The organism is Pseudomonas sp. YA1, from assembly GCF_058680555.1.
In genome coordinates this window covers 254,847-275,467 of sequence record NZ_JBZWBG010000009.1, presented here as the reverse complement: position 1 = coordinate 275,467, position 20,621 = coordinate 254,847, and the positions used below count along the sequence as shown (strand labels likewise).

Annotated in this window: 21 protein-coding genes and 2 pseudogenes; 7 read left to right on the top strand and 16 right to left on the bottom strand. The window is 67.0% G+C overall.

Going from position 1 to position 20,621, the window contains the following annotated elements; translation table 11 throughout:
* The 10 genes and pseudogenes from oprB to edd all read right to left on the bottom strand — a co-directional run.
* Window positions 1-593: pseudogene (oprB, locus tag AC4OR5_RS15375) on the bottom strand (carbohydrate porin OprB); the annotation flags it as partial.
* Window positions 594-636: 43 nt separating this feature from the next.
* Entirely contained in the window at window positions 637-1,797 is a 1,161-nt protein-coding gene (locus AC4OR5_RS15370) for an ABC transporter ATP-binding protein (RefSeq protein ID WP_019485242.1), read from the bottom strand.
* A gap of 32 nt (window positions 1,798-1,829) precedes the next feature.
* On the bottom strand, window positions 1,830-2,675 hold the full coding sequence (locus AC4OR5_RS15365; protein WP_003091470.1) for a carbohydrate ABC transporter permease: 846 nt from the start codon (window positions 2,673-2,675) through the stop codon (window positions 1,830-1,832).
* Window positions 2,668-3,600 carry a carbohydrate ABC transporter permease gene (locus tag AC4OR5_RS15360; RefSeq protein ID WP_003091471.1) on the bottom strand — a complete coding sequence of 311 codons (933 nt, stop codon included), beginning with the start codon at window positions 3,598-3,600 and terminating at the stop codon, window positions 2,668-2,670. The genes AC4OR5_RS15365 and AC4OR5_RS15360 overlap by 8 nt, the downstream gene beginning before the upstream one ends.
* A 100-nt stretch (window positions 3,601-3,700) precedes the next feature.
* Entirely contained in the window at window positions 3,701-4,963 is a 1,263-nt protein-coding gene (locus AC4OR5_RS15355; protein ID WP_003091472.1) for an ABC transporter substrate-binding protein, read from the bottom strand.
* Window positions 4,964-5,076: 113 nt separating this feature from the next.
* Window positions 5,077-5,429 (bottom strand): annotated as a pseudogene (locus AC4OR5_RS15350) (endonuclease domain-containing protein).
* A gap of 57 nt (window positions 5,430-5,486) precedes the next feature.
* On the bottom strand, window positions 5,487-6,908 hold the full coding sequence (gtrS, locus tag AC4OR5_RS15345) for a two-component system sensor histidine kinase GtrS (RefSeq protein ID WP_003130488.1): 1,422 nt from the start codon (window positions 6,906-6,908) through the stop codon (window positions 5,487-5,489).
* Window positions 6,909-6,931: 23 nt separating this feature from the next.
* Window positions 6,932-7,660, bottom strand: a complete 729-nt coding sequence (gltR, locus tag AC4OR5_RS15340) for a two-component system response regulator GltR (protein WP_003091475.1) — start codon at window positions 7,658-7,660, stop codon at window positions 6,932-6,934.
* A 34-nt stretch (window positions 7,661-7,694) separates the two neighbouring features.
* Window positions 7,695-8,690: a glucokinase gene (locus tag AC4OR5_RS15335; protein WP_003091477.1), complete on the bottom strand. Its 996-nt coding sequence runs from the start codon at window positions 8,688-8,690 to the stop codon at window positions 7,695-7,697.
* A gap of 102 nt (window positions 8,691-8,792) precedes the next feature.
* Window positions 8,793-10,619 carry a phosphogluconate dehydratase gene (gene edd, locus AC4OR5_RS15330; RefSeq protein ID WP_003091478.1) on the bottom strand — a complete coding sequence of 609 codons (1,827 nt, stop codon included), beginning with the start codon at window positions 10,617-10,619 and terminating at the stop codon, window positions 8,793-8,795.
* Between the two features lie 129 nt (window positions 10,620-10,748).
* Here edd and gap point away from each other — a divergent pair, with 129 nt between their 5' ends.
* Window positions 10,749-11,753 carry a type I glyceraldehyde-3-phosphate dehydrogenase gene (gap, locus tag AC4OR5_RS15325; protein ID WP_003111068.1) on the top strand — a complete coding sequence of 335 codons (1,005 nt, stop codon included), beginning with the start codon at window positions 10,749-10,751 and terminating at the stop codon, window positions 11,751-11,753.
* A gap of 6 nt (window positions 11,754-11,759) precedes the next feature.
* Here the strand turns inward: gap and AC4OR5_RS15320 are convergent, their stop codons facing one another.
* From AC4OR5_RS15320 to AC4OR5_RS15295, 6 genes are all read right to left on the bottom strand, one after another.
* Entirely contained in the window at window positions 11,760-11,942 is a 183-nt protein-coding gene (locus AC4OR5_RS15320) for a DUF1289 domain-containing protein (protein ID WP_003091481.1), read from the bottom strand.
* 114 nt (window positions 11,943-12,056) lie between these two features.
* Window positions 12,057-12,587: a hypothetical protein gene (locus AC4OR5_RS15315; RefSeq protein ID WP_058160245.1), complete on the bottom strand. Its 531-nt coding sequence runs from the start codon at window positions 12,585-12,587 to the stop codon at window positions 12,057-12,059.
* Between the two features lie 80 nt (window positions 12,588-12,667).
* Window positions 12,668-13,666, bottom strand: a complete 999-nt coding sequence (gene scpB, locus AC4OR5_RS15310) for an SMC-Scp complex subunit ScpB (protein ID WP_058152172.1) — start codon at window positions 13,664-13,666, stop codon at window positions 12,668-12,670.
* Window positions 13,667-13,810: 144 nt separating this feature from the next.
* Window positions 13,811-14,701 (bottom strand): segregation and condensation protein A, encoded by an 891-nt coding sequence (locus tag AC4OR5_RS15305; protein ID WP_023111535.1) that lies wholly within the window; start codon window positions 14,699-14,701, stop codon window positions 13,811-13,813.
* Window positions 14,702-14,735: 34 nt separating this feature from the next.
* A complete protein-coding gene (locus AC4OR5_RS15300) occupies window positions 14,736-15,365 on the bottom strand; it encodes an L-threonylcarbamoyladenylate synthase (RefSeq protein ID WP_003091486.1) in 630 nt (209 codons plus the stop codon).
* Complete coding sequence (locus AC4OR5_RS15295) at window positions 15,362-16,249, bottom strand: PHP domain-containing protein (RefSeq protein WP_003091487.1); 888 nt, start codon at window positions 16,247-16,249, stop codon at window positions 15,362-15,364. Before AC4OR5_RS15295 ends, AC4OR5_RS15300 begins: the two co-directional genes overlap by 4 nt.
* A 215-nt stretch (window positions 16,250-16,464) precedes the next feature.
* On the opposite strand from AC4OR5_RS15295, the gene AC4OR5_RS15290 reads away from it, so the two are divergent.
* From AC4OR5_RS15290 to AC4OR5_RS15265, 6 genes are all read left to right on the top strand, one after another.
* Window positions 16,465-17,052, top strand: coding sequence for a septation protein A (locus tag AC4OR5_RS15290; RefSeq protein WP_003091488.1), 588 nt, complete (start codon window positions 16,465-16,467; stop codon window positions 17,050-17,052).
* A gap of 1 nt (window position 17,053) precedes the next feature.
* Window positions 17,054-17,353, top strand: coding sequence for a YciI family protein (locus AC4OR5_RS15285; RefSeq protein ID WP_003091489.1), 300 nt, complete (start codon window positions 17,054-17,056; stop codon window positions 17,351-17,353).
* Between the two features lie 175 nt (window positions 17,354-17,528).
* A complete protein-coding gene (locus tag AC4OR5_RS15280) occupies window positions 17,529-17,903 on the top strand; it encodes a hypothetical protein (RefSeq protein WP_058160246.1) in 375 nt (124 codons plus the stop codon).
* Window positions 17,904-17,913: 10 nt separating this feature from the next.
* The gene (locus tag AC4OR5_RS15275; protein ID WP_003091491.1) at window positions 17,914-18,591 is read left to right on the top strand and encodes a response regulator transcription factor; all 678 of its coding nucleotides are present in this window, start codon (window positions 17,914-17,916) and stop codon (window positions 18,589-18,591) included.
* Between the two features lie 128 nt (window positions 18,592-18,719).
* A complete protein-coding gene (locus tag AC4OR5_RS15270; RefSeq protein ID WP_003091492.1) occupies window positions 18,720-19,160 on the top strand; it encodes a Spy/CpxP family protein refolding chaperone in 441 nt (146 codons plus the stop codon).
* Between the two features lie 114 nt (window positions 19,161-19,274).
* The gene (locus tag AC4OR5_RS15265; RefSeq protein ID WP_003091493.1) at window positions 19,275-20,612 is read left to right on the top strand and encodes a sensor histidine kinase; all 1,338 of its coding nucleotides are present in this window, start codon (window positions 19,275-19,277) and stop codon (window positions 20,610-20,612) included.
* Window positions 20,613-20,621 lie beyond the last annotated feature (9 nt).

The following is a 20,621-nucleotide window of genomic DNA, read 5'->3' as shown; positions in this document are numbered from 1 at the left end:
ATGCTCCCCGCCCAGTTGCCCACCTGCGAGCCGCAGAAGGCCAGGTTCTGGAAATCGCAGGGGAAGCTGTTGAAGTCCTCGCCCTCGCCGAAACGGCCGAATTTCACGTCCAGCGCGCCGTCGAAGTACTGCTGCTTGAGCCACAGCTGGGTCAGCCGCCAGGTCTGCCCGCGGCCCCAGACCTCCTGCACCGAGCTGATGTGCCCGGCACGCGGGTCGCCGATGCGGTCGTTGGAAAGGTTCTTGCCGTTGCGCTCGGTGACGGTGAACTGGAACTCGGTGGCCTTCCAGCCGAGGATCTTCTCCAGGTCCATGTGCACGCCCAGGGCGAACTGGTCGGTGTAGCGCCCGGTCTTGTCGTCGTCATAGCCGCCGTCGAGGTTGGCCGCCGCCTCGCCAACGTACTCCAGCTTGAAGTCGTAGCCCTTCTCCAGCAGCTCGGTGCGCTTGCCGCCCCAATCGCCGAGCATCCATTTCGAGTTCGGGGAGAACGCCTCGGCGGCGTGCGCCGCGCTCCCCAAGCCCAGCGCTCCAAGGGCAAACAGGCAGCCAACGGTCCTGGCGGCCGGTCTGGTTTTCTTGTTCTTGTACATTTCCAGCGTCCTCGTGGTTGTGGTCTAGGCAGTACGAAAGGATTCAGGAGTTCTTCTGGCGATTGCCGTTCAAGGCGGTGACCTTCTCCGCCGCCACGCCCGCCGTGCGCACGGCCACGCGCTCGCCGCTCTGCGCGTCGAACAGCAGGACCCGCGCGGGATCGAAGCGCAGGCTCATGCCGCTGCCCGCGGCCGGCGCGACGTCCGGCGCCAGGCGGCAACAGACCTTGACCTGGTTGACGGTGACGAAGACCAGGGTGTCCGGCCCGGTCGGTTCGAGCACCTCGACCTCGGTACGCAGGTCATGGGCAGCGCTGCCATCGCCCAGGGCGATCTGCTCGGGCCGTACGCCGAGGATCAGCTCGCCCCCCTCCTCCAGGCCAGGCTCCAGGCTCAGCGGCAGTTCGATACGGTCCTGGCCGCTATCGAGCAGGCCGGTCCAGCGTCCGTCCCGGCGCTGCAGGCGCAACGGAATGAAATTCATCGGCGGCGAACCGATGAAGCTGGCGACGAACAGGTTGGCCGGGTCGTTGTAGATCTGCTGCGGCGTGCCGAACTGCTGGATGACGCCGTCCTTCATCACCGCCACCTTGTCGCCGAGGGTCATGGCCTCGATCTGGTCGTGGGTGACATACACGGTCGTGGTCTTCAGCCGCTGGTGCATCAGCTTCAGCTCGGTGCGCATTTCCACCCGCAGCTTGGCATCGAGGTTGGACAGCGGCTCGTCGAACAGGTAGACCTTGGGCCGCCGCGCCAGCGCCCGGCCCATGGCCACCCGCTGCTGCTGGCCGCCGGAGAGCTGCGACGGCTTGCGTTCGAGCAGATGCTCGATCTGCAACAGCCTGGCCACCCGCGCCACCTCCTCGTCGATGGCGGCCTGGGGCATCTTGCGGATCTTCAGGCCGAAGGCGATGTTCTCGCGCACGCTCATGGTCGGGTACAGGGCGTAGGACTGGAAGACCATGGCGATGTCGCGGTCCTTGGGGCTCATGCCGCTGATGTCCTGGCCGTCCACCAGGATCGCACCGCCGGTGATGCTCTCCAGCCCGGCGATGCAGTTCATCAGGGTCGACTTGCCGCAGCCCGAGGGCCCGACGAGGATCAGGAATTCGCCGGAGTCGATCTTCAGTCGGATGTCCCTGAGGGTATCGGCCAGGCCGCTGCCGTAGCTCTTGTGCAGGTTGCGCAGTTCGAGGGTTGCCATGTTTCGTTCGTCTCCGAGGTCAGCGACCCGTCTCAGCCTTTCACGGCGCCGGCGGTGAGGCCGCGCACGAAGTACTTGCCGGCCAGTACGTAGACCACCAGCGTGGGCAGCGCGGCGATCATCGCCGCGGCCATGTCGACGTTGTATTCCTTGACCCCGGTGGTGATGTTCACCAGGTTGTTCAGGGCCACGGTGATCGGTTGCGAATCGCCGCTGGCGAACACCACGCCGAACAGGAAGTCGTTCCAGATCTGGGTGAACTGCCAGATCAGGCAGACCATCACGATGGGCGTGGACATCGGCAGCAGGATGCGCAGGAAGATGGTGAAGAAACCGGCGCCGTCCAGGCGCGCGGCCTTGACCAGGGCATCCGGGATCGCCACGAAATAGTTGCGGAAGAACAGCGTGGTGAAGGCCAGGCCGTAGATCACGTGGACCAGCACCAGGCCACTGGTGGTATTGGCCAGGCCGAGCTTGCCGAGGGTGAAGGACATCGGCAGGAGGATCACCTGGAACGGCAGGAAGCAGCCGAACAACAGCGCGCCGAAGAACAGCTGGGAACCGCGGAAGCGCCACATCGACAGCACGTAGCCGTTCAACGCGCCGATGAAGGTGGAGATCAGCACGCCGGGCACGGTGATCAGCACCGAGTTCCAGAAGAACGCGCCGACGCTGTCCCAGGCCTTGAGCCAGCCGATGACGGTGAAGGTGTCGGGCAGCGACAGCAGGTTGCCGGTGCGGATGTCGTCTGGCGTCTTGAAGCTGGTCAGCAGCATCACCAGCAGCGGCACCAGGTAAAGCGCGCAGGCGCCCCAGAGGGTCAGATGCACGGCCAGGCGGCTGACGCTGAAGCTCGGGTTCAGGGACGCGTCACGCATGGCGCTTGCCTCGCAGTTCGGAATACAGGTAAGGCACCACGATCGCCAGCACCGCGCCGAGCATCAGCATCGCGCTCGCCGCGCCGAGCCCCATCTGGCCACGGGTGAAGGTATGCGCATACATGAACATCGCCGGCAGGTCGGAGGAATAACCCGGCCCGCCGGCGGTCATCGCCGCTACCAGGTCGAAGCTCTTGATCGCGATATGGGCGAGGATCATCAGCGCGCTGAAAAACACCGGGCGCAGGCTCGGCAGGACGATGCGCAGGTAGATGGTCGGCAGGCTCGCACCGTCGACCTGGGCGGCGCGCACGATGGCCGGGTCGACCCCGCGCAGGCCGGCGAGGAACAGCGCCATGACGAAGCCGGAGGCCTGCCACACAGCGGCGATCACCAGGCAGTAGACGACCCGCTCCGGGTCCACCAGCCAGTCGAAGCGGAAACCTTCCCAGCCCCAGTCGCGGAGCAGCTTGTCCAGGCCCAGGCCTGGATTGAGCAGCCACTTCCAGGCGGTGCCGGTGACGATCATCGACAACGCCATGGGATACAGGTAGAGGGTGCGGATGAAGCCTTCGCGGCGGATACGCTGGTCCAGCAGCACCGCGAGGAACACCCCGAGCACCAGACAGATGGCGATGAACGAGCCGCCGAAGAGCAGCAGGTTCTTGCTCGCCACCCACCAGCGGTCGTTGTCCCACAGGCGCTGGTACTGGCTCAGCCCGGCCCACTTGTAGCTGGGCATGAAGCGCGAGTTGGTGAAGGACAGCAGCAGCGTCCAGCCGATGTAGCCATACATGCAGAACAGCACCACGACCACGCTTGGCGCCAGCACCAGCTTCGGCAGCCAGCCTTGCAGGCGATCGAGCGGCGAGACGCGACGAGGCGCTACCGGAGCCGTGGGATAGACAGGGGAATTGGTCGCCATGCGTTTTCTCGCGTGCGAAGGAACCCACCCGTGCCGCTCGGCGGCACGGAGCCAGTCGGGAGGATCGAGCGGAGCCCAGGCCGGGCTCCGCGCCAGGGACTTACTGCGCCGCCGCCTCGATGGCGGCCGCCAGTTGCTGGGCGGCCTTCTGCGGGTCCGCGGCGGGGTCGTTGAAGAAGTTGGTCACCACGTCGAAGATCGCCCCCTGCACGTAGCTGGAAGCGGCCATGCTGTGGGCCATGCTCGGCACCAGGTTGCCGTCCTGGGAAGCCTGCTTGAAGTCCTTCATCGACTGCTGGGCGCAACTGTCGAACGGCGCCATGTCGGCGTCCAGGCGAACCGGGATGGAGCCCTTGTTGAGGTTGAAGTCCTTCTGGAAGGACGGATCGAGCACGCTGCGCGCCAGGTCTTCCTGGGCCTTGCGGTTCTCCGCGTTGCTCAGCTTGAACATCACCAGCGAGTCGATGTTGTAGTCGAAGGCCTTCTGCGTGCCGGGGAACGGCAGGCACTGGTAGTCCTTGCCCGGCACCTTGCCGGCGGCGGTGAATTCGCTCTTCGCCCAGTCGCCCATGATCTGCATCCCGGCCTTGCCGTTGATCACCATCGCCGTGGCGGCGCTCCATTCGCGACCGGCGGCGTCGGCATCGACGTAGCCGCGGAGCTTCTTCAGCGCGGCGAACACCTCGACCATCTGCGCTCCGGTGAGGGTCGCCTTGTCCTGTTCGACGAAGGCCTTGCGATAGCCTTCCGGGCCCATCTTGCTCAGCACCAGGTTCTCGAACACGGTGCCGTCCTGCCACGGTTGGCTGCCATGGGCCAGCGGCGTGAAACCGGCAGCCTTGAGCTTGTCGGCGGCGACGAACAGTTCGTCGAGGGTGGTCGGCGGGGTGGCGCCGGCCTTCTTGAACACTTCCGGGTTGATGTAGAGCCAGTTGACCCGGTGTACGTTGATCGGCACTGCTACGTAGTCGCCGTCGTACTTCATGATCTGCGCCACCTGCTTCGGCAGCAGGCTGTCCCACTTGCCTTCGGCGGCCACCGCGTTGAGGTCGGCGAGCAGGCCCAGTTCGCCCCACTCCTGGATATCCGGCCCCTTGATCTGCGCCGCGGCCGGCGGATTGCCGGACACCGCGCGGGTCTTCAGCACGGTCATCGCCGCCTCGCCGCCACCGCCGGCCACGGCGAAGTCCTTCCAGGTGTGGCCCTTGGCTTCGACCAGCTTCTTCAGGGTTTCGGCGGCGCGCTTCTCGCCGGCGGAGGTCCACCAGTGCAGCACTTCGACTTCGCCGGCCTGAGCCAGCAGCGGGGAGAGACAGAGGGAGGAAAGACAGATGACGGCAGAGAGGCGACGGATCGCATTCATGAGGAAAACCTTCTTCTTGTTATTCGGAGCAAGTCTGCGCTTGCAATGCTTCGAGTCTATTCAAGCGTTCCGCGTCGCGGGTAACGAAGCGATCCGGGTTTGTCACGGAGTGGTTACATTGGGATTGAGGCAGAGCAGGAAAATCTGGACTTGAACTCGGCAAGGCGGTTTCGCGACAGAAACCTCCTACAACACGAGAATGACCTCCAGCACCACCTCCCTGCGCGCCAGCACGTTGTCGTTCCAGAACCGCAGTACCCTGGACCCCGGCTCTCCAGCCAGGTATCGGCCGGAGAACCCACATGCTGCCCGCCATCCAGTTCGATCACCAGCATCCGCTCATGACAGACGAAATCGACGATGTACGCCCGAGAATCTTCTGCCGACGAAACTTCAGCCGGAGTAATCGATGCCCGCGCAAACACTGCCATAGCGCCCGCTCCGCCTCTGTCTGCGGCTGCCGCAGAACACGGGAGAACCTCGTGCCTACCTGCCTCGTTCAAGGGCCCGGCAGGCCAGCCCATCACTCCAGCCCCAGGCGCGGCAAGCGCAGGCTGACCCGCAGGCCGCCCTCGCGACGGTTCTGCAAACTGACTTCGCCGCCATGGGTGTGCGCAATGTTGCGCGCGATGCCCAGGCCCAGCCCGTAGCCCTGCCCTCGCGGAGACAGGCGGAAGCGCGGCTCGAAGATCTGTTCCAGGCGCTGCTCGGGCACGCCGGGGCCGTCGTCGTCGACGTGCAGCACCACCGCTTCCGGCCCGTCCTCCAGGCTCAGGCGGGCGCGTTCGCCGTATTTCAGCGCATTGTCCAGCAGGTTGCCGATACAGCGCTTGAGCGCCAGGGGCTTGCCCGGATAAGGCTCCGCGGCGCGACCGACGACCTCCACCCGGCCATCGGCCAGGTAGGGCTCGGCGATGTGCTGGAGCAACAGGTTAAGGTCGACCGGCTCGACGTTCTCGTGGATATCGGTGTCCTTCACGCACTGCAGCGCGCCCTTCACCAGCAGTTCCAGCTCGTCCAGGTCGCGCCCGAACTTCTCCTGCAAGCGCTCGTCCTCGAGGAGTTCTACTCGCAGGCGCAGGCGGGTGATCGGCGTACGCAAGTCATGGGAGATGGCGCTGAACAACTGCCCGCGCTCGTTCAGGTAGCGGTCGATGCGCTCGTGCATGGTGTTGAAGGCGCGCGCCACCTCCACCAGTTCGCTGGCGCCGCGTTCCTCCAGCGCTGCCGACGGACTGCCCAGGGCCAGGTCGCGGGCGGCGCGCGCCAGGCGCTTGAGCGGACGGCTCTGCCAATGCATCAGCAAGCCGGTGAAAAGCAGCAGCAACAGGCTGGTGAAAACGATCGAGAGCACCTGCTGCGGTTGCAGTCCCTCGGGTTCCAGGCTGACGTACGGCGCCGGCATCAGGCTGGCGATGTACAGCCACTCGCTGTCGCCGATGCGGATCTGGGTCACCAGCACCGGCGGGTTCACCGGCTCCAGGGTCAGCGCGTAGTGCGCCCAGGAACGCGGCAGCTCGTCGAGTTTCAGCGCGCCGTTGAACAGGCGCAGCTCGTCGGGACTGACGAATTCGACCTGCAGCTCGACCTCCTTGCCCAGGCGTTGATGCAACACGTCCTGGACGATCTCCAGCACCGCCTGCTTGTTCGGCGTGTCCGGCAGGGCACGCATCTCCAGCGGCCGGTCGTTCAGCGAGACGAAGAAGCGCGTACCGCCCATGCTGCGCAACTGGTCGAGCACCAGCGGACGGTAGCCGAGCGGCAGGGAACGGAAGTAGCTGACGCTGGCCGCCATCGAGTAGGCCAGGCTGCGCGAGCTGGTGAGCAGGCCCTCGCGCTGGCTGGAGCGCAGGTGCGACAGCCAGAACAGGCTGGAAAGCCCTTGCGCGACCAGCACCGCGAGCAGGGTCAGGAGCAGCATGCGCCCGAGCAGCGAGCGCGGCACCGGCGACCAGCGCCGCCGTTCGCTCATGGCTGCAGGTGCGGCCGCACCTGCGCCGCCAGCAGGTAGCCACTGCCGCGCACGGTCTGGATCAGCCGCGGCGCCTTGCCGGTGTCGCGCAGGCGCTGGCGCAGGCGGCTGACCGCCATGTCGACGATGCGCTCCAGCGGCAGCACCTCGCGGCCGCGGGTGGCGTTGGCGATGGTGTCGCGGTCGAGGATCTGCTGCGGATGGTCGAGGAACAGCTTGAGCAGGGCGAAATCCGCGCCGCTGAGGAAGAACTCCTCGCCGTCCTCGTGGAACAGCCGGTGGCTGACCGTATCCAGTCGCCAGTCCTCGAAGGCCAGTACGTCGCCACCGCGCACCTGGGTGAACTGCGCGCGGCGCAGCAGGGCCTTGATCCGCGCCAGCAGCTCGCGCGGGCTGAACGGCTTGCCCAGGTAGTCGTCGGCGCCCAGTTCCAGGCCGATCACCCGGTCGGCCTCGTCGGAACTGGCGGTGAGCATGATGATCGGCATGCAGGCCAGGCGCTGGTGGGAGCGAATCCAGCGACAGAGGCTGAAGCCGTCCTCGTCCGGCAGCATCACGTCGAGGATCGCCAGGCTCGCCTCCTCCTCGCACAGCGCCTGGCGGAAGTCGGCGCCCCGCGAAACGCTGCGGACCTGGAAGCCGGCGCGGCTCAGGTAGGTCTCCAGCAATTCGCGGATCTCCTGGTCATCGTCCACCAGCAGGATCGATCGTCCGTTCGCGCTCACGAGGCTCCTCCTTATGCGGTTGCTCGACGCCGACTCAGCCCTCGGCGTCCAGGGCCTGCTGCAGGGCGACCCCGGCGCCGAGCAGGCCCGGATGTTCGGCGGTCATGACCCACACCGGTACGTCCTGCAGGTAAGCGCCGCTGGTCTTGCCACGCCTGGCGAAGGCCTCGGCGAAGCCGCTGGCGATGAAACGCTCGAGGAAACGCGGGACGATGCCGCCGGTAATGTAGACGCCACCGAGCGCGCCGACGGTGAGCACCGCGTTGCCGGCGACCCGCGCCAGCCACAGGAAGAAGTGCTCCAGCACGGCGTCCGCCTGGGCGTCGCCGGCCATGGCCAGGGCACCGACTTCCGCCGCACTGCTCGCGCGTACGGCGACCCCGTCCAGGGCACAGCTGATTTCATAGAGGGCGAGCAGGCCGTTGCCGGACAGTGCGCGCTCGGCGGAGACATGTCCGTAGCGCGCCTGCAGGCCCTGCCAGAGCGCGAAGTCGCGCGGCGAAGTGACCGGCAGGTCGACATGCCCGCCCTCGCAGGGCAGCACTTCCCAACGTCCCCCGCCCAGCGGCAGCAGGCTGCCGACGCCAAGGCCGGTGCCGGGACCGATGATCAGCCGGGCGCGATCCGCCTGGGCGCTGCCGGCGCGGACCTGCACCAGCTCGTCCGCGCCCAGCCGCGAGGCGGCCCAGGCCATGGTGCTGAAGTCGTTGACCAGCAGCAGGTGATCCAGCCCCAGCTCCTCGCGGAACGCGGCGCGATTGATCACCCAGTGGTTGTTGGTGAAACGGAAATCGGCCGCCCCGACCGGACCGGCGCAGGCCAGGCAGACCGAGTCGATGTTCGCCACCGATTCGCCGATCCGCGCCAGGTAGTCGCGCACGGCCAGTTCAGGCCGCGGGTAGTCGGCGCAGGCGAGCACCTCAATGGATTCCAGGCGCTGCCCGCGCCAGAGCGCGAAACGCGCATTGGTGCCGCCGATATCGCCGACCAGGCCGAGGCCGCCGGCGCTTCTCTTGTTGTCGTTATTCATCGTCGTTGAACCGCAATGCCCCGCGCCAGGGCGGGACGGTCGGCAGATGTTGCCGGAGAGACAGCCGCCAGCCAAGCGCCGGCGGACATCGACCTATCAGAATCAGCGCCAGCCGTTGAGGCTCTCGGTAAAGCTGCAGGCGCCCTCTTCCGCGCTGCTCATGGCGTTGCGCATGAAGGCGAACAGCTCGCGGCCGCAACCGAGATTGCCGTCCTGCGGCGCCGGCTCCAGGCTGCGCGCCTGCCATTCGGCGTCGTCGACCAGCACCCGCAACTCGCCGTTCACCCCATCCACCCGTACCCGGTCGCCGTCGCGCAGGCGCGCCAGGGGACCACCGGCGATGGCTTCCGGACTCACATGGATGGCCGCGGGCACCTTGCCCGACGCCCCGGACATGCGCCCGTCGGTGACCAGCGCCACCTTGAAGCCACGATCCTGCAGGACCCCGAGGAACGGGGTGAGCTTGTGCAGCTCCGGCATGCCGTTCGCCCGCGGGCCCTGGAAACGCACCACGGCGACCAGGTCGCGCTCCAGCTCGCCGGCCTTGAAGGCCGCGGCCAGGCTGGCCTGGTCGTGGAAGATCCGTACCGGCGCCTCGACCACCTGGTGTTCCGGCGCCACCGCCGAGACCTTCATCACGCCGCGACCGAGGTTGCCCTCCATCAGGCGCAAGCCGCCTTCGGCGGAGAACGGCTTGTCCAGCGGACGCAGGATGGCTTCGTCGAGACTCCGTTCCGGCCCTTCGCGCCAGACCAGCCGGCCATCCTCGAGGAACGGCTCGCGGGTGTAGCGGCGCAGGCCGGGGCCGGCGACGGTCTGTACGTCCTCGTGAAGCAGCCCGCCGTCGAGCAGTTGGCGGATCAGGAAGGACATGCCGCCGGCCGCCTGGAAGTGGTTGATGTCGGCCTGGCCGTTCGGATAGATGCGCGCCAGGGTCGGCACCACATGGGACAGCTCGGACATGTCCTGCCAGGTCAACTGGATGCCCGCCGCCTGGGCGATCGCCAGCAGGTGCAGGGTGTGGTTGGTCGAGCCGCCGGTGGCGAGCAACGCCACCACCGAGTTGACGATGGCCTTCTCGTCGACGATCTCCGCCATCGGTACGTAGTTGCCGTTCTCGGGGGTCAGCCGGCTGGCCTGGCGTGCCGCTTCGCGGGTGAGTTCGTCGCGCAGCGGGGTGTTCGGGTTGACGAAGGAGGCACCGGGCAAGTGCAGGCCCATCACCTCCACCAGCAACTGGTTGGTATTGGCGGTGCCATAGAAGGTGCAGGTGCCGGGTGCATGGTAGGAGGCCATTTCCGAGGCCAGCAGCTCTTCGCGAGTGGCCTTGCCCTCGGCGAACAGTTGGCGCACCGCGGCCTTTTCCTTGTTGGAGATGCCGGTCGGCATCGGCCCGGCCGGGACGAACACGGTGGGCAGGTGGCCGAAGCGCAGCGAGCCGATCAGCAGGCCCGGCACGATCTTGTCGCAGACGCCCAGGCACAGCGCCGCATCGAACATGTTGTGAGACAGCGCGATGGCGGTGGACATGGCGATCACGTCGCGGCTGGCCAGCGACAGTTCCATGCCCGGCTCGCCCTGGGTCACCCCGTCGCACATGGCCGGCACGCCGCCGGCGAACTGGCCGACCGAACCGATCTCGTGCAGCGCCTGCTTGATCAGCCCCGGAAAGCGCTCGAACGGCTGGTGCGCCGAGAGCATGTCGTTGTAGGCGGAAACGATGGCCACGTTGGCCTGGTTCATCAGCCGCAGGGTCTGCTTGTCGCTTTCGCCACAGGCCGCGACCCCGTGGGCGAGGTTGCCGCACGGCAGGGTGCCGCGGTGCGGCCCCTTGCTGGCCGCCGCCCGGACCATCTCTAGGTAGCGCTGGCGAGTGGCCGCGCTACGGGCCTGGATGCGGCGGGTGACTTCGAGCACACGAGGGTGCATGGCAGATTCTCCTACAGACTATCAATTGTTGTTTTTACAACATAATCATCGGTTGAAGGATGTTTACTTTTCTTTCTGGACGAAATGTAATGGTTTTTACCACAACAATAGAAAAGAGACGACCTCATTATGACTATCCGCCTGGCCATCAACGGCTTCGGTCGCATCGGCCGAAACGTTCTTCGCGCCCTGTATACCGGCCACTACCGCGAACAGTTGCAGGTAGTGGCGATCAATGACCTCGGCGACGCCGCGGTCAACGCCCATCTGTTCCAGTACGACAGCGTCCATGGACGCTTTCCCGGCGAGGTCGAGCACGATGCCGAGAGCCTGCGGGTGATGGGCGACCGCATCGCCGTCAGCGCCATCCGCAACCCGGCGGAACTGCCCTGGAAGAGCCTCGGCGTGGACATCGTGCTCGAGTGCACGGGGCTCTTCACCAGCCGCGACAAAGCCGCCGCCCACCTGCAGGCCGGCGCCGGCAAGGTGCTGATCTCGGCGCCCGGCAAGGACGTCGACGCCACCGTGGTCTACGGCGTCAACCACGAGGTGCTGCGCGCCTCCCATCGGATCGTCTCGAACGCCTCCTGCACCACCAACTGCCTGGCACCGGTGGCCCAGGTGCTGCATCGCGAGCTGGGCATCGAGCACGGCCTGATGACCACCATCCATGCCTACACCAACGACCAGAACCTCTCCGACGTGTACCACCCGGACCTGTACCGCGCACGTTCGGCGACCCAGTCGATGATCCCCACCAAGACCGGCGCCGCCGAGGCGGTCGGCCAGGTCCTGCCGGAACTCGCCGGCAAGCTTACCGGGCTGGCGGTGCGGGTGCCGGTGATCAACGTGTCGCTGGTCGATCTCACCGTGCAGGTGGCCCGGGATACCAGCGTAGACGAGGTCAACCGCCTGCTGCGCGAGGCCAGCGAGGGCTCTCCGGTGCTCGGCTACAACACCCAGCCGCTGGTGTCGGTGGATTTCAATCACGACCCGCGCTCGTCGATCTTCGACGCCAACCACACCAAGGTCAGCGGCCGGCTGGTCAAGGCGATGGCCTGGTACGACAACGAATGGGGCTTCTCCAACCGCATGCTGGACAGCGCCCTGGCGTTGGCCGCCGCCCGCGACTGACGCGCCTCAGCGGAACTTGCGCCGACCGCGCGCCTGCAACGCCAGCAGGCGCAGGTCGGCCTCGGCGAGGATCAGTCGCTGCTCGGCCTTGTCCGCGCGCTTCCAGGCGCGGATTTCCTGGCGCGTACGCCCGCAGCCACGGCACACGTCGGCATCGAACTCACAGATATTGATGCAAGGACTTTTCAAGCGTTCCCCCTTTTTCGGCGCGGACCGCAACCGGTCCTCGCCCGTCACTTCACGACAGGCGGTGGGCCGGCGTCCAGGAGGGAATGACTATCGGGCCGATCGAGCGGCCCGCGGTCACTCGGCCTCGGCGTCGCGCAGGCTTTCGTAGGCAGGCGCGGCATAGATGCCGGCCTCGACGCAGAGCGCCATGACCCGCGGCAGGTCCTGGGTATAGACCAGCACCGCCTGCAACTCGTCGTCCAGCGGCTCGCTGAAATCCACCAGCACGTAGCCGCCCTTTTCCGGATACATGCTGCTCAGTTGCACCTGGATACGGTTGAGGGCGACCAGCGGCTCGGTCTTGAGCAACTGCTTCGGCTTGATGTTGAACGCCACGTCCTTGCCGAAGGAGGCGACGATCCGGGCGAACAGCTCGGCATAGGTATCGGCCTGGAACAGCACGATATCCGGCAGGCTACCGACCACCACCCACTCGCCGAGCGGGATCGGGAAGCTGTCGTCGTAGTTGATGTCCGGGTTGGCGGCGAGGAACCCTGCCGGATCGGCGTAGGCCTGGGCCGCCTCGTCGGCGATCCGCCGGATCTCCTCGTCGCCCATGCAGCCGGTGCTGATGAGGGTGATCAGTTCGTTCAGGGTCTCTTTCATGGGGAGTTCCAGGGTCGATGAAACGGAGCGGGCCGGCCTCGCCGGCGCGGCCGGATGAATTCTACAGGGTGGAACGACGGTCAGCGGCGCGGCCAGTCGTCGTCGGCGTCCAGTGCCTCGCGCTCCTCGCGCATGGCCTCCGCCAGGGCGCGCTCTTCGTCATCGGGATCGGCGCCCGCGACAGCCTCCGCGACGGCAGGCTCGACGGCGCGCTCCGCGGCCACGGGAATCGGCCCAGCCGCTGGCTCGGCGGACTCGTCGCCCTGCTCCGAGGGCTCCGGAGGGTCGAGCAGGTCGTCGAAGTCGGTCTTCAGGCCCTGCTCCATCTCGTCCAGTTCCAGCAGCAGGCTGCGGAAGCTGGTTTCCTCGCGCGGTTTCTCCGGCTCGCCGGCCTCGCCCTCGATCTCCTCGAGGCTTTCCCCGGCCTCGGCGATGGCGCGATCGGCCAGGGCCTGGATCGAGGCGGGAATCGCATCCTCGTCGAGATCGTCGCGCGGCGGCTGCGCCGCGGGCGCCACTTCGACCGGCGGTTCCGGCTCGGGCTCCATCTCGCGCAGCGCCGACAGCGGCGGCAGCTCGTCGAGGCTCTTCAGGTTGAAATAATCGAGGAACGCCTTGGTGGTCGCCAGCATCGCCGGGCGCCCCGGCACCTCGCGGTAGCCAACGATGCGGATCCACTCCCGCTCCATCAGCGTCTTGACGATCTGGGTGTTCACCGCCACGCCGCGGATCTCCTCGATCTCGCCACGGGTGATCGGCTGGCGGTAGGCGATCAGCACCAGGGTTTCCAGGAGCGCGCGCGAATAGCGCTGCGGACGCTCCTCCCAGAGGCGGCCGACCCACGGCGAGAAACGCTCGCGAATCTGCAGGCGATACCCGGACGCGACTTCCTTCAGCTCGAAGGAGCGCCCTGCGCAGGACAGTGCCAGGATCGCCAGGGCGTCGCGGAACTGCCCCGGCTCCGGCCGCTCTGCCTCGTCGAACAGCTCGGCCAGGCGTTCCAGCGACAGCGGCTTGCCGGCCGCGAGGAGGATGCCTTCGAGCAGGGTGGCGAGTTCGTGGGGATCGGACAGGTTCATCGTCGCAACGGATACCGGAGCCAGGAAGAGGGAAAGATAGCGGAGTCGGGCATGCAGCTTAACAGGCCACGGCAGGGAGCGAAGCCGGAAGCTCGGAAAAGGCGACCGTCCGCAGGAGGACGAACGGCCAGCGGCGCGGCGCGCTCACTCGAAATCGTCCTCCAGGGCTTCCTCCAGGGTTTCGCCTTCCTCCGCTTCGCGGGCTATCCGCAGGCGCACATGGATGGCGCCGAAAGCCTCGTTCTGCACCAGTTCCACCATCTGCTCCTTGACCAGTTCGAGGATCGCCATGAAGGTGACCACCACGCCGAGCTTGCCCTCCTCCAGGGTGAACAACTGGATGAAGGGCACGAAGGCGCCGCCTTTCAGGCGCTCCAGCACTTCGCTCATGCGTTCGCGGGTGGACAGTACCTCGCGGGTCACCTGGTGGCTCTCGAACAGGTCGGCGCGGCGCAGCATCTCGCCCATCACCAGCATCAGCTCCTGCAGCGCCAGCTCCGGCAGCAGCTTGCGCGCCCGCGCCTCGGGAGCAGCCACCGCCGGCACCAGCACGTCGCGGCCGACCCGGGGCAGTTCGTCGAGGTCTTCGGCGGCCTTCTTGAACCGTTCGTACTCTTGCAGGCGGCGGATCAGCTCGGCCCGCGGATCTTCCTCTTCCTCCTCGGCTTCCGCCGAGCGCGGCAACAACATGCGCGACTTGATCTCCGCCAGCATCGCCGCCATCACCAGGTACTCGGCGGCCAGCTCCAGGCGCACCGCCTTCATCAGCTCGACATAGCCCATGTACTGGCGGGTGATTTCCGCCACCGGGATATCCAGGATGTCGATGTTCTGCTTGCGGATCAGGTACAGCAGCAGGTCGAGCGGGCCCTCGAAGGCCTCGAGGAAGACCTCCAGCGCGTCCGGCGGGATATAGAGGTCCTGCGGCAGCTCGGTGACCGCCTCGCCGTAGACCAGCGCCAGTTGCAGCGGCACCCGCTCGGCGGCGGGTTCGGCTGGAGGGGGGGCGGCGTTGACCGGGTTATCGTCCTGCATCGGTAGGCTCGTGGTGGGCGGATTCGGGCGGCGCTCAGGCCGGCTGCATGAACGGCGCCGGATCGCCGCAACCCACGCGGATCACTTCGGGATCGGTGTCGGTCAGGCTGATCACGGTGGAGGCCTCGCCGCCGCCATAGCCCCCGTCCACGATCAGGTCGACCTGGTGTTCCAGTACCTGGCGCATTTCATAGGGATCGTTCAGCGGCTCGCCGCTGCCGGGCATGATCAGGCTCACGCTCATCAGCGGTTCGCCCAGTTCCTCCAGCAGCGCCCGGGCGATCGGACAGTTCGGCACGCGCAGGCCAATGGTGCGGCGCTTGGGGTGCAGGAGCATGCGCGGCACCTCGCGGGTGGCGCTGAGGATGAAGGTGTAGGGACCGGGGGTGTGCGCCTTGAGCAGGCGGAACAGGCCGGTGTCGACCTTGGCATAGACGCCCAGCTCGGAAAGGTCGCGGCAGACCAGGGTGAAGTTGTGCTTGTCGTCCAGTTGGCGGATGCGGCGGATGCGATCCACCGCGGTCTTTTCGCCGATGCGGCAGCCCAGGGCATAGGACGAGTCGGTGGGATAGACGATCACCCCACCCTGGCGGACGATTTCCACCGCCTGCTTGACCAGCCGCGGCTGGGGATTTTCCGGATGGATCTGGAAGAACTGGCTCATTCGGCCCCCTTGGCTTCGGAATGACGTTCGGTATCGCGAAAATGCCTGGCGAAACGCGGCCACATGGCCGGCAGGTCCTCTGGAACCGCCCGGTACATGCCCAGTTCGGACCAGTCGCCCGGCGCGTGGAAATCGCTGCCGGCGGTGACCATCAGGCCGAACTCGCGGGCCAGGATCGACAGGGTACCGACCTGTTCGGCCGGCTGCACGCCATTGACTACCTCGATGGCGTGTCCGCCGGCCTGGAGAAAGTCGGCGACCAGGCGCCGGCGCTTGGTCCGGGTGAAATCATAATGGTACGGGTGCGCCAGGCTGATCCAGGCGCGCGCCTCGCGCAGGCAGCCGACCACTTCCTCCAGGGTCGGCCAGTGCTGCTTGACGTCTCCCAGCTTGCCGGCCCCCAGCCACTTGCGGAACGCGTCGGCGCGATCCTTGACCCAGCCGCCCTGGACCAGGAACTCGGCGAAATGCGGCCGCGCCGGCGCGTTGCCGCTGTCGCCCAGGGCCCGCTGGATCGCCCGCGCGCCCTCCAGCGCCCCGGGCATACCCTTGGCCGCCAGCCGTCGGTCGATTTCCTCGGCGCGCGCCCAGCGGCCGCGGTGCAGGGCTTCGGTGGCCTGGCGCAGGGGAGCGGCGTCGAGGTCGAAACCGTAGCCCAGCACATGGATGGTGGCGCCACCCCAGGTGCAGGACAGCTCGACGCCGTTGACCAGTTCGATACCGAGTCGAGCGGCCGCCTGGTGGGCTTCCGGCAGGCCTTCCAGGGTGTCGTGGTCGGTCAGCGCCAGCAGCCCGACGCCTTTCTCGTGGGCCCGCTGCACCAGGGCGGCGGGCGCGAGAACGCCATCGGAGGCGGTACTGTGGCAATGCAGATCGACACGCATGGCTGAATCCTGATTCCAATGAAGAATGGTGATGAAGCAACGCCGATTCGCTGCCTCGCGGTATCGAGACGTACCGTTCATGGGTCCGGGGAGCCTGCTCCACCTGGCGAATGCGCCTGCGGCACAGGCCTGACGCATTCGGAAAGACAGGATGACTGTTTCAGAACATCCAGAGGTTGCTATTATGCCGCTTCAACCGTGTCCTGACTGCCACCATGAAGCAATTCATCGATTTCATCCCACTGATCCTGTTCTTCATCGTCTACAAGATAGACCCTCAGAACGTCGAGTTCGCCGGGTTCAATCTGAGTGGCATCTACGGCGCGACCGCGACCCTGATCCTCGCCTCGGTGATCGTCTACGGCGCCCTCTGGCTCAAGCACCGCCACCTGGAAAAGAGCCAGTGGTTCACCCTCGGCGCCTGCCTGGTCCTCGGCGGCCTGACCCTGGCCTTCCACGAGGACACCTTCCTCAAATGGAAGGCGCCGCTGGTCAACTGGCTGTTCGCCCTGGCCTTCGCCGGCAGTCACTTCATCGGCGACAAGCCGATGATCCAGCGCATCATGGGCCATGCCATCCAGTTGCCGCAGGGCCTCTGGGTGCGCCTGAACATCGCCTGGGTGGTGTTCTTCCTGGTGTGCGGCTTCGCCAACCTGTACGTGGTCTTCACCTATCCGAACTTCTGGGTGGACTTCAAGGTGTTCGGCAGCCTCGGCATGACCTTGCTGTTCCTGATCGGCCAGGGCCTGTTCCTGGCTCGCCACCTGCACGACGCCGATACCGGCGAAAAGCCCAAGGACTGACATGCTCTACGCGATCATCGCCCGTGACATCCCCGCTTCCCAGGAACGCCGCCTGGCCAGCCGCCCGGCCCACCTGGCCCGCCTCGAACAGCTGAAGGAAGAAGGCCGCCTGGTACTCGCCGGCCCGCACCCGGCGATCGACAGCAACGACCCGGGCGCCGCCGGCTTCACCGGCAGCCTGATCGTCGCCGAATTCGATTCCCTGGCCGCGGCGCAGAGCTGGGCCGAGGCCGACCCCTACCGGGCCGCCGGGGTGTATGCCGAGGTGGTGGTCAAGCCGTTCAAGAAAGTCCTGCCCTGAGGCAGTCGCCGGGTACCGGCGGCCGGCCCGGTCGCCCTCCCGGCAAACGTTTTCGCACCGGACGCCGCTTTCCGGTGCCCGCCGCAGCGCAACCAGGCCGGCCCGGCGCTTTCGCCGAGCCGGAAGGGCGAACCGGAAGACAGTGCAATCCGTCGCTTCATCGGTACAAGGAGTCATGATGCGTCCATCCACTGCCCATTGCCTGCTGCTGAGCCTGAGCCTGAGCCTGGGAGCTTCCCTGGCCCAGGCCGAGGAACCCGCGCCAGCACCGATTCCAGCCGCGCAGCCTTCCATTGCGCAGGCTACCGCCGAACTGGAGCGCCGCCTGGTGGAAACGGAACGCCAGCGCGACGAACTGGTCAGTCGTATGCGCCAGGAGAACCGCCAGTTGCGCGAGCAGTTGCAGGCGGCCCAGGCGCAGCGGCAACCGCCGCTGCTCACAGAAGAGCAGACCTGGTATGTCGCCGGCGCCGCCACCGCCCTGCTCGCGTTCGTCCTCGGCGCCCTGAGCCGCGGCCGCCGGCGACAGCGACGCGAATGGATCAATTGAGCGACACCCGATGAGCGAACTGCTGTTGATCGACGATGACCGGGAGCTCTGCGAGCTGCTCGGTACCTGGCTGGTCCAGGAAGGTTTCTCCGTGCGTGCCAGCCACGACGGCGCCCAGGCCCGTCGCGCCCTCGCCGAGCAGACGCCGGATGCCGTGGTGCTCGACGTGATGCTGCCGGACGGCAGCGGCCTGGAACTGCTCAAGCAACTGCGCGGCGACCATCCCGACCTGCCGGTGCTGATGCTGTCCGCCCGCGGCGAGCCGCTGGACCGCATCCTCGGTCTGGAACTGGGCGCCGACGACTACCTGGCCAAGCCCTGCGACCCGCGCGAACTCACCGCACGGCTGCGCGCCGTGCTGCGGCGAACCCACCCGGCGCAGCCCAGCGCGCAGATGCAACTGGGCGACCTGTCGCTGAACCTGACGCGCGGCGTGGCGCAGATCGACGGCCAGGAGATCAGCCTGACCCTTTCTGAAAGCCGCATCCTCGAAGCGCTCCTGCGCCAGCCCGGCGAGCCGCTGGACAAGCAGGCCCTGGCGCAACTGGCGCTGGGCCGCAAGCTGACCCTCTACGACCGCAGCCTGGACATGCACGTCAGCAACCTGCGCAAGAAGCTCGGCAGCCACCCCGACGGCAGCCCGCGCATCCTCGCCCTGCGCGGCCGCGGCTACTACTACAGCCACTGAGCGGGTTTCGTCAGCCCGCCGACACAAGGTCTTTACCCAAGCTTTACCCAGGCCTGACCGCGCTTGACCTTGACCTCCCTAGACTGGGCTCATCCGGTAAATGGCCGGACCCAGAAAGGAGAAACACCATGCGCAAGACGCTAACCGCCCTGTTCATCGCCGCCGCCCTGCCGACCTTCGCCATGGCCGCGCCCGCCGCCAACGACCTGCCGCCCCCGCCGATGGAAGGCGGCCACATGATGGGCCAGCACGGTCCCCGGCATGGCGGACCGATGAAGGAACTGAACCTGACCCGCGAACAGCGCCAGCAGATGGGCAAACTGATGGGCGAACAGATGAAGGCCCGCCACGAGATCACCCAGCGCTACCTGGCCAAGCTGCCGGCAGCCGAGCAGAAGGCCCTGAAGGACGAACTCAAGGCCAGCCACGAGAAGACCCAGAAGGACATCCGCGCCCTGCTCACCCCCGAGCAGCAGAAGAAGTTCGACGAACTGCAGAAGAAGCGCGAGCAGCGCAAGGCAGAGTGGGCCGAATTCCAGCAATGGAAGGCCGACAAGAAGTCCAACTGACGTCCGAGCCACCGCTACCGGGTCCTCCGGTAGCGGTCTTCCGACCAGCCGGAATCGCATATCCTAGGGGTTTACCCACGCGGCCGGCCCGACATGCGATTCAACAGGAAAACCATGCGTTCACTCTTCTGGCGAATCCTCGCCGCCTTCTGGCTGGCCCTGCTGCTGGTAGCCGGGCTTTCCATCCTGCTGGGTCGCGCGCTGAACCAGGACACCTGGATCATCGCCCGCCATCCCGGCCTGAAGGATCTCGCCGAGCAGTGGACCGCCCTCTACGAAGAACAGGGCAGCTACGCGGCCCAGGGCTTGCTGGAGCAACGCCGCCGCGACTACGGGATTTCCATCCAGGTGCTCGACGAAAGCGGCCAGCGCCTGGTCGACGGCACCTACCTGCCGCGCCCCCGCCACCGCCCGCCGCGCACCAGCGACCGCAACCTGCCGCGCTTCCCCTGGCGCCAACTGAGCCAGGAATACGTCAGCCCGCAGAGCAACCATACCTATCTGTTCATCTACCGCATCCCGCACCCGGAGCTGGAGGCCTGGCACCGCGGCAGCCTGCTCTGGCCGCTCAGCGCGCTGGGCATCGCACTGGTGGTGCTGACCCTGTTCAGCCTGCTGCTGACGCTGTCCATCACCCGTCCGCTGAACCGTCTGCGGCGCGCCGTGCACGACCTCGGCCAGACCGCCTACCAGAAGGACAGCCTGGCCCGCCTGGCGCGGCGCGGCGATGAACTGGGCACCCTGGCGCGCGATTTCAACCGCATGGGCGAACGCCTGCAAAGCCTGATCGGCAGCCAGCGACAGTTGCTCCGCGACGTGTCCCACGAACTGCGCTCGCCGTTGGCGCGCCTGCGCATCGCCCTGGCCCTGGCCGAACGCGCCGAACCGCAAGCGCGGGCGCAGATGTGGCCGCGCCTGGAACAGGAATGCGACCGCCTGGAAGCGCTGATCGGCGAGATCCTCGCCCTCGCCCGGCTCGACGCCGAACCCGGCGCGAGCCAACGGATCGCCCTGCTGCCGCTGCTCCAGCGGCTGCGCGAAGACGCCCTGCTGCTGGCTCCGGAGCAGGATATCCGCCTGGAAGTGGCGCCTGACCTGAGCATCGACGGCTGGCCGGACATGTTCGAGCGCGCGGTGGACAACCTGCTGCGCAACGCCGTGCGCTTCAACCCCGCCGGCCAACCGCTGGAGGTGCGCGCCAGCAGCGCCGGCGACTACCTGCGCCTGAGCGTCCGCGACCATGGGCCGGGCATCGCCGTCGAACTGCAGGAGCAGTTGGGCGAACCGTTCTTCCGCGCACCCAACCAGAGCAGCCCGGGACACGGCCTGGGCCTGGCCATCGCCCGCCGCGCCATCGAGCGCCACGGCGGGCACCTGCGCCTGGGCAACCATCCCGACGGCGGCTTCATCGCCACCCTCAGCCTGCCGCTACGGCGCAAGGCGACCGAATGACGCCGCGCC

Excerpts from the sequence above, each read along its gene's own strand:
- AC4OR5_RS15370 (WP_019485242.1), bottom strand. The coding sequence starts at position 1,797 with ATGGCAACCCTCGAACTGCGCAACCTGCACAAGAGCTACGGCAGCGGC.
- AC4OR5_RS15365 (WP_003091470.1), bottom strand. The coding sequence starts at position 2,675 with ATGCGTGACGCGTCCCTGAACCCGAGCTTCAGCGTCAGCCGCCTGGCC.
- AC4OR5_RS15360 (WP_003091471.1), bottom strand. The coding sequence starts at position 3,600 with ATGGCGACCAATTCCCCTGTCTATCCCACGGCTCCGGTAGCGCCTCGT.
- AC4OR5_RS15355 (WP_003091472.1), bottom strand. The coding sequence starts at position 4,963 with ATGAATGCGATCCGTCGCCTCTCTGCCGTCATCTGTCTTTCCTCCCTC.
- AC4OR5_RS15335 (WP_003091477.1), bottom strand. The coding sequence starts at position 8,690 with ATGAATAACGACAACAAGAGAAGCGCCGGCGGCCTCGGCCTGGTCGGC.
- edd (WP_003091478.1), bottom strand. The coding sequence starts at position 10,619 with ATGCACCCTCGTGTGCTCGAAGTCACCCGCCGCATCCAGGCCCGTAGC.
- gap (WP_003111068.1), top strand. The coding sequence starts at position 10,749 with ATGACTATCCGCCTGGCCATCAACGGCTTCGGTCGCATCGGCCGAAAC.
- AC4OR5_RS15315 (WP_058160245.1), bottom strand. The coding sequence starts at position 12,587 with ATGAAAGAGACCCTGAACGAACTGATCACCCTCATCAGCACCGGCTGC.
- scpB (WP_058152172.1), bottom strand. The coding sequence starts at position 13,666 with ATGAACCTGTCCGATCCCCACGAACTCGCCACCCTGCTCGAAGGCATC.
- AC4OR5_RS15305 (WP_023111535.1), bottom strand. The coding sequence starts at position 14,701 with ATGCAGGACGATAACCCGGTCAACGCCGCCCCCCCTCCAGCCGAACCC.
- AC4OR5_RS15300 (WP_003091486.1), bottom strand. The coding sequence starts at position 15,365 with ATGAGCCAGTTCTTCCAGATCCATCCGGAAAATCCCCAGCCGCGGCTG.
- AC4OR5_RS15295 (WP_003091487.1), bottom strand. The coding sequence starts at position 16,249 with ATGCGTGTCGATCTGCATTGCCACAGTACCGCCTCCGATGGCGTTCTC.
- AC4OR5_RS15290 (WP_003091488.1), top strand. The coding sequence starts at position 16,465 with ATGAAGCAATTCATCGATTTCATCCCACTGATCCTGTTCTTCATCGTC.
- AC4OR5_RS15285 (WP_003091489.1), top strand. The coding sequence starts at position 17,054 with ATGCTCTACGCGATCATCGCCCGTGACATCCCCGCTTCCCAGGAACGC.
- AC4OR5_RS15280 (WP_058160246.1), top strand. The coding sequence starts at position 17,529 with ATGATGCGTCCATCCACTGCCCATTGCCTGCTGCTGAGCCTGAGCCTG.
- AC4OR5_RS15275 (WP_003091491.1), top strand. The coding sequence starts at position 17,914 with ATGAGCGAACTGCTGTTGATCGACGATGACCGGGAGCTCTGCGAGCTG.
- AC4OR5_RS15270 (WP_003091492.1), top strand. The coding sequence starts at position 18,720 with ATGCGCAAGACGCTAACCGCCCTGTTCATCGCCGCCGCCCTGCCGACC.
- AC4OR5_RS15265 (WP_003091493.1), top strand. The coding sequence starts at position 19,275 with ATGCGTTCACTCTTCTGGCGAATCCTCGCCGCCTTCTGGCTGGCCCTG.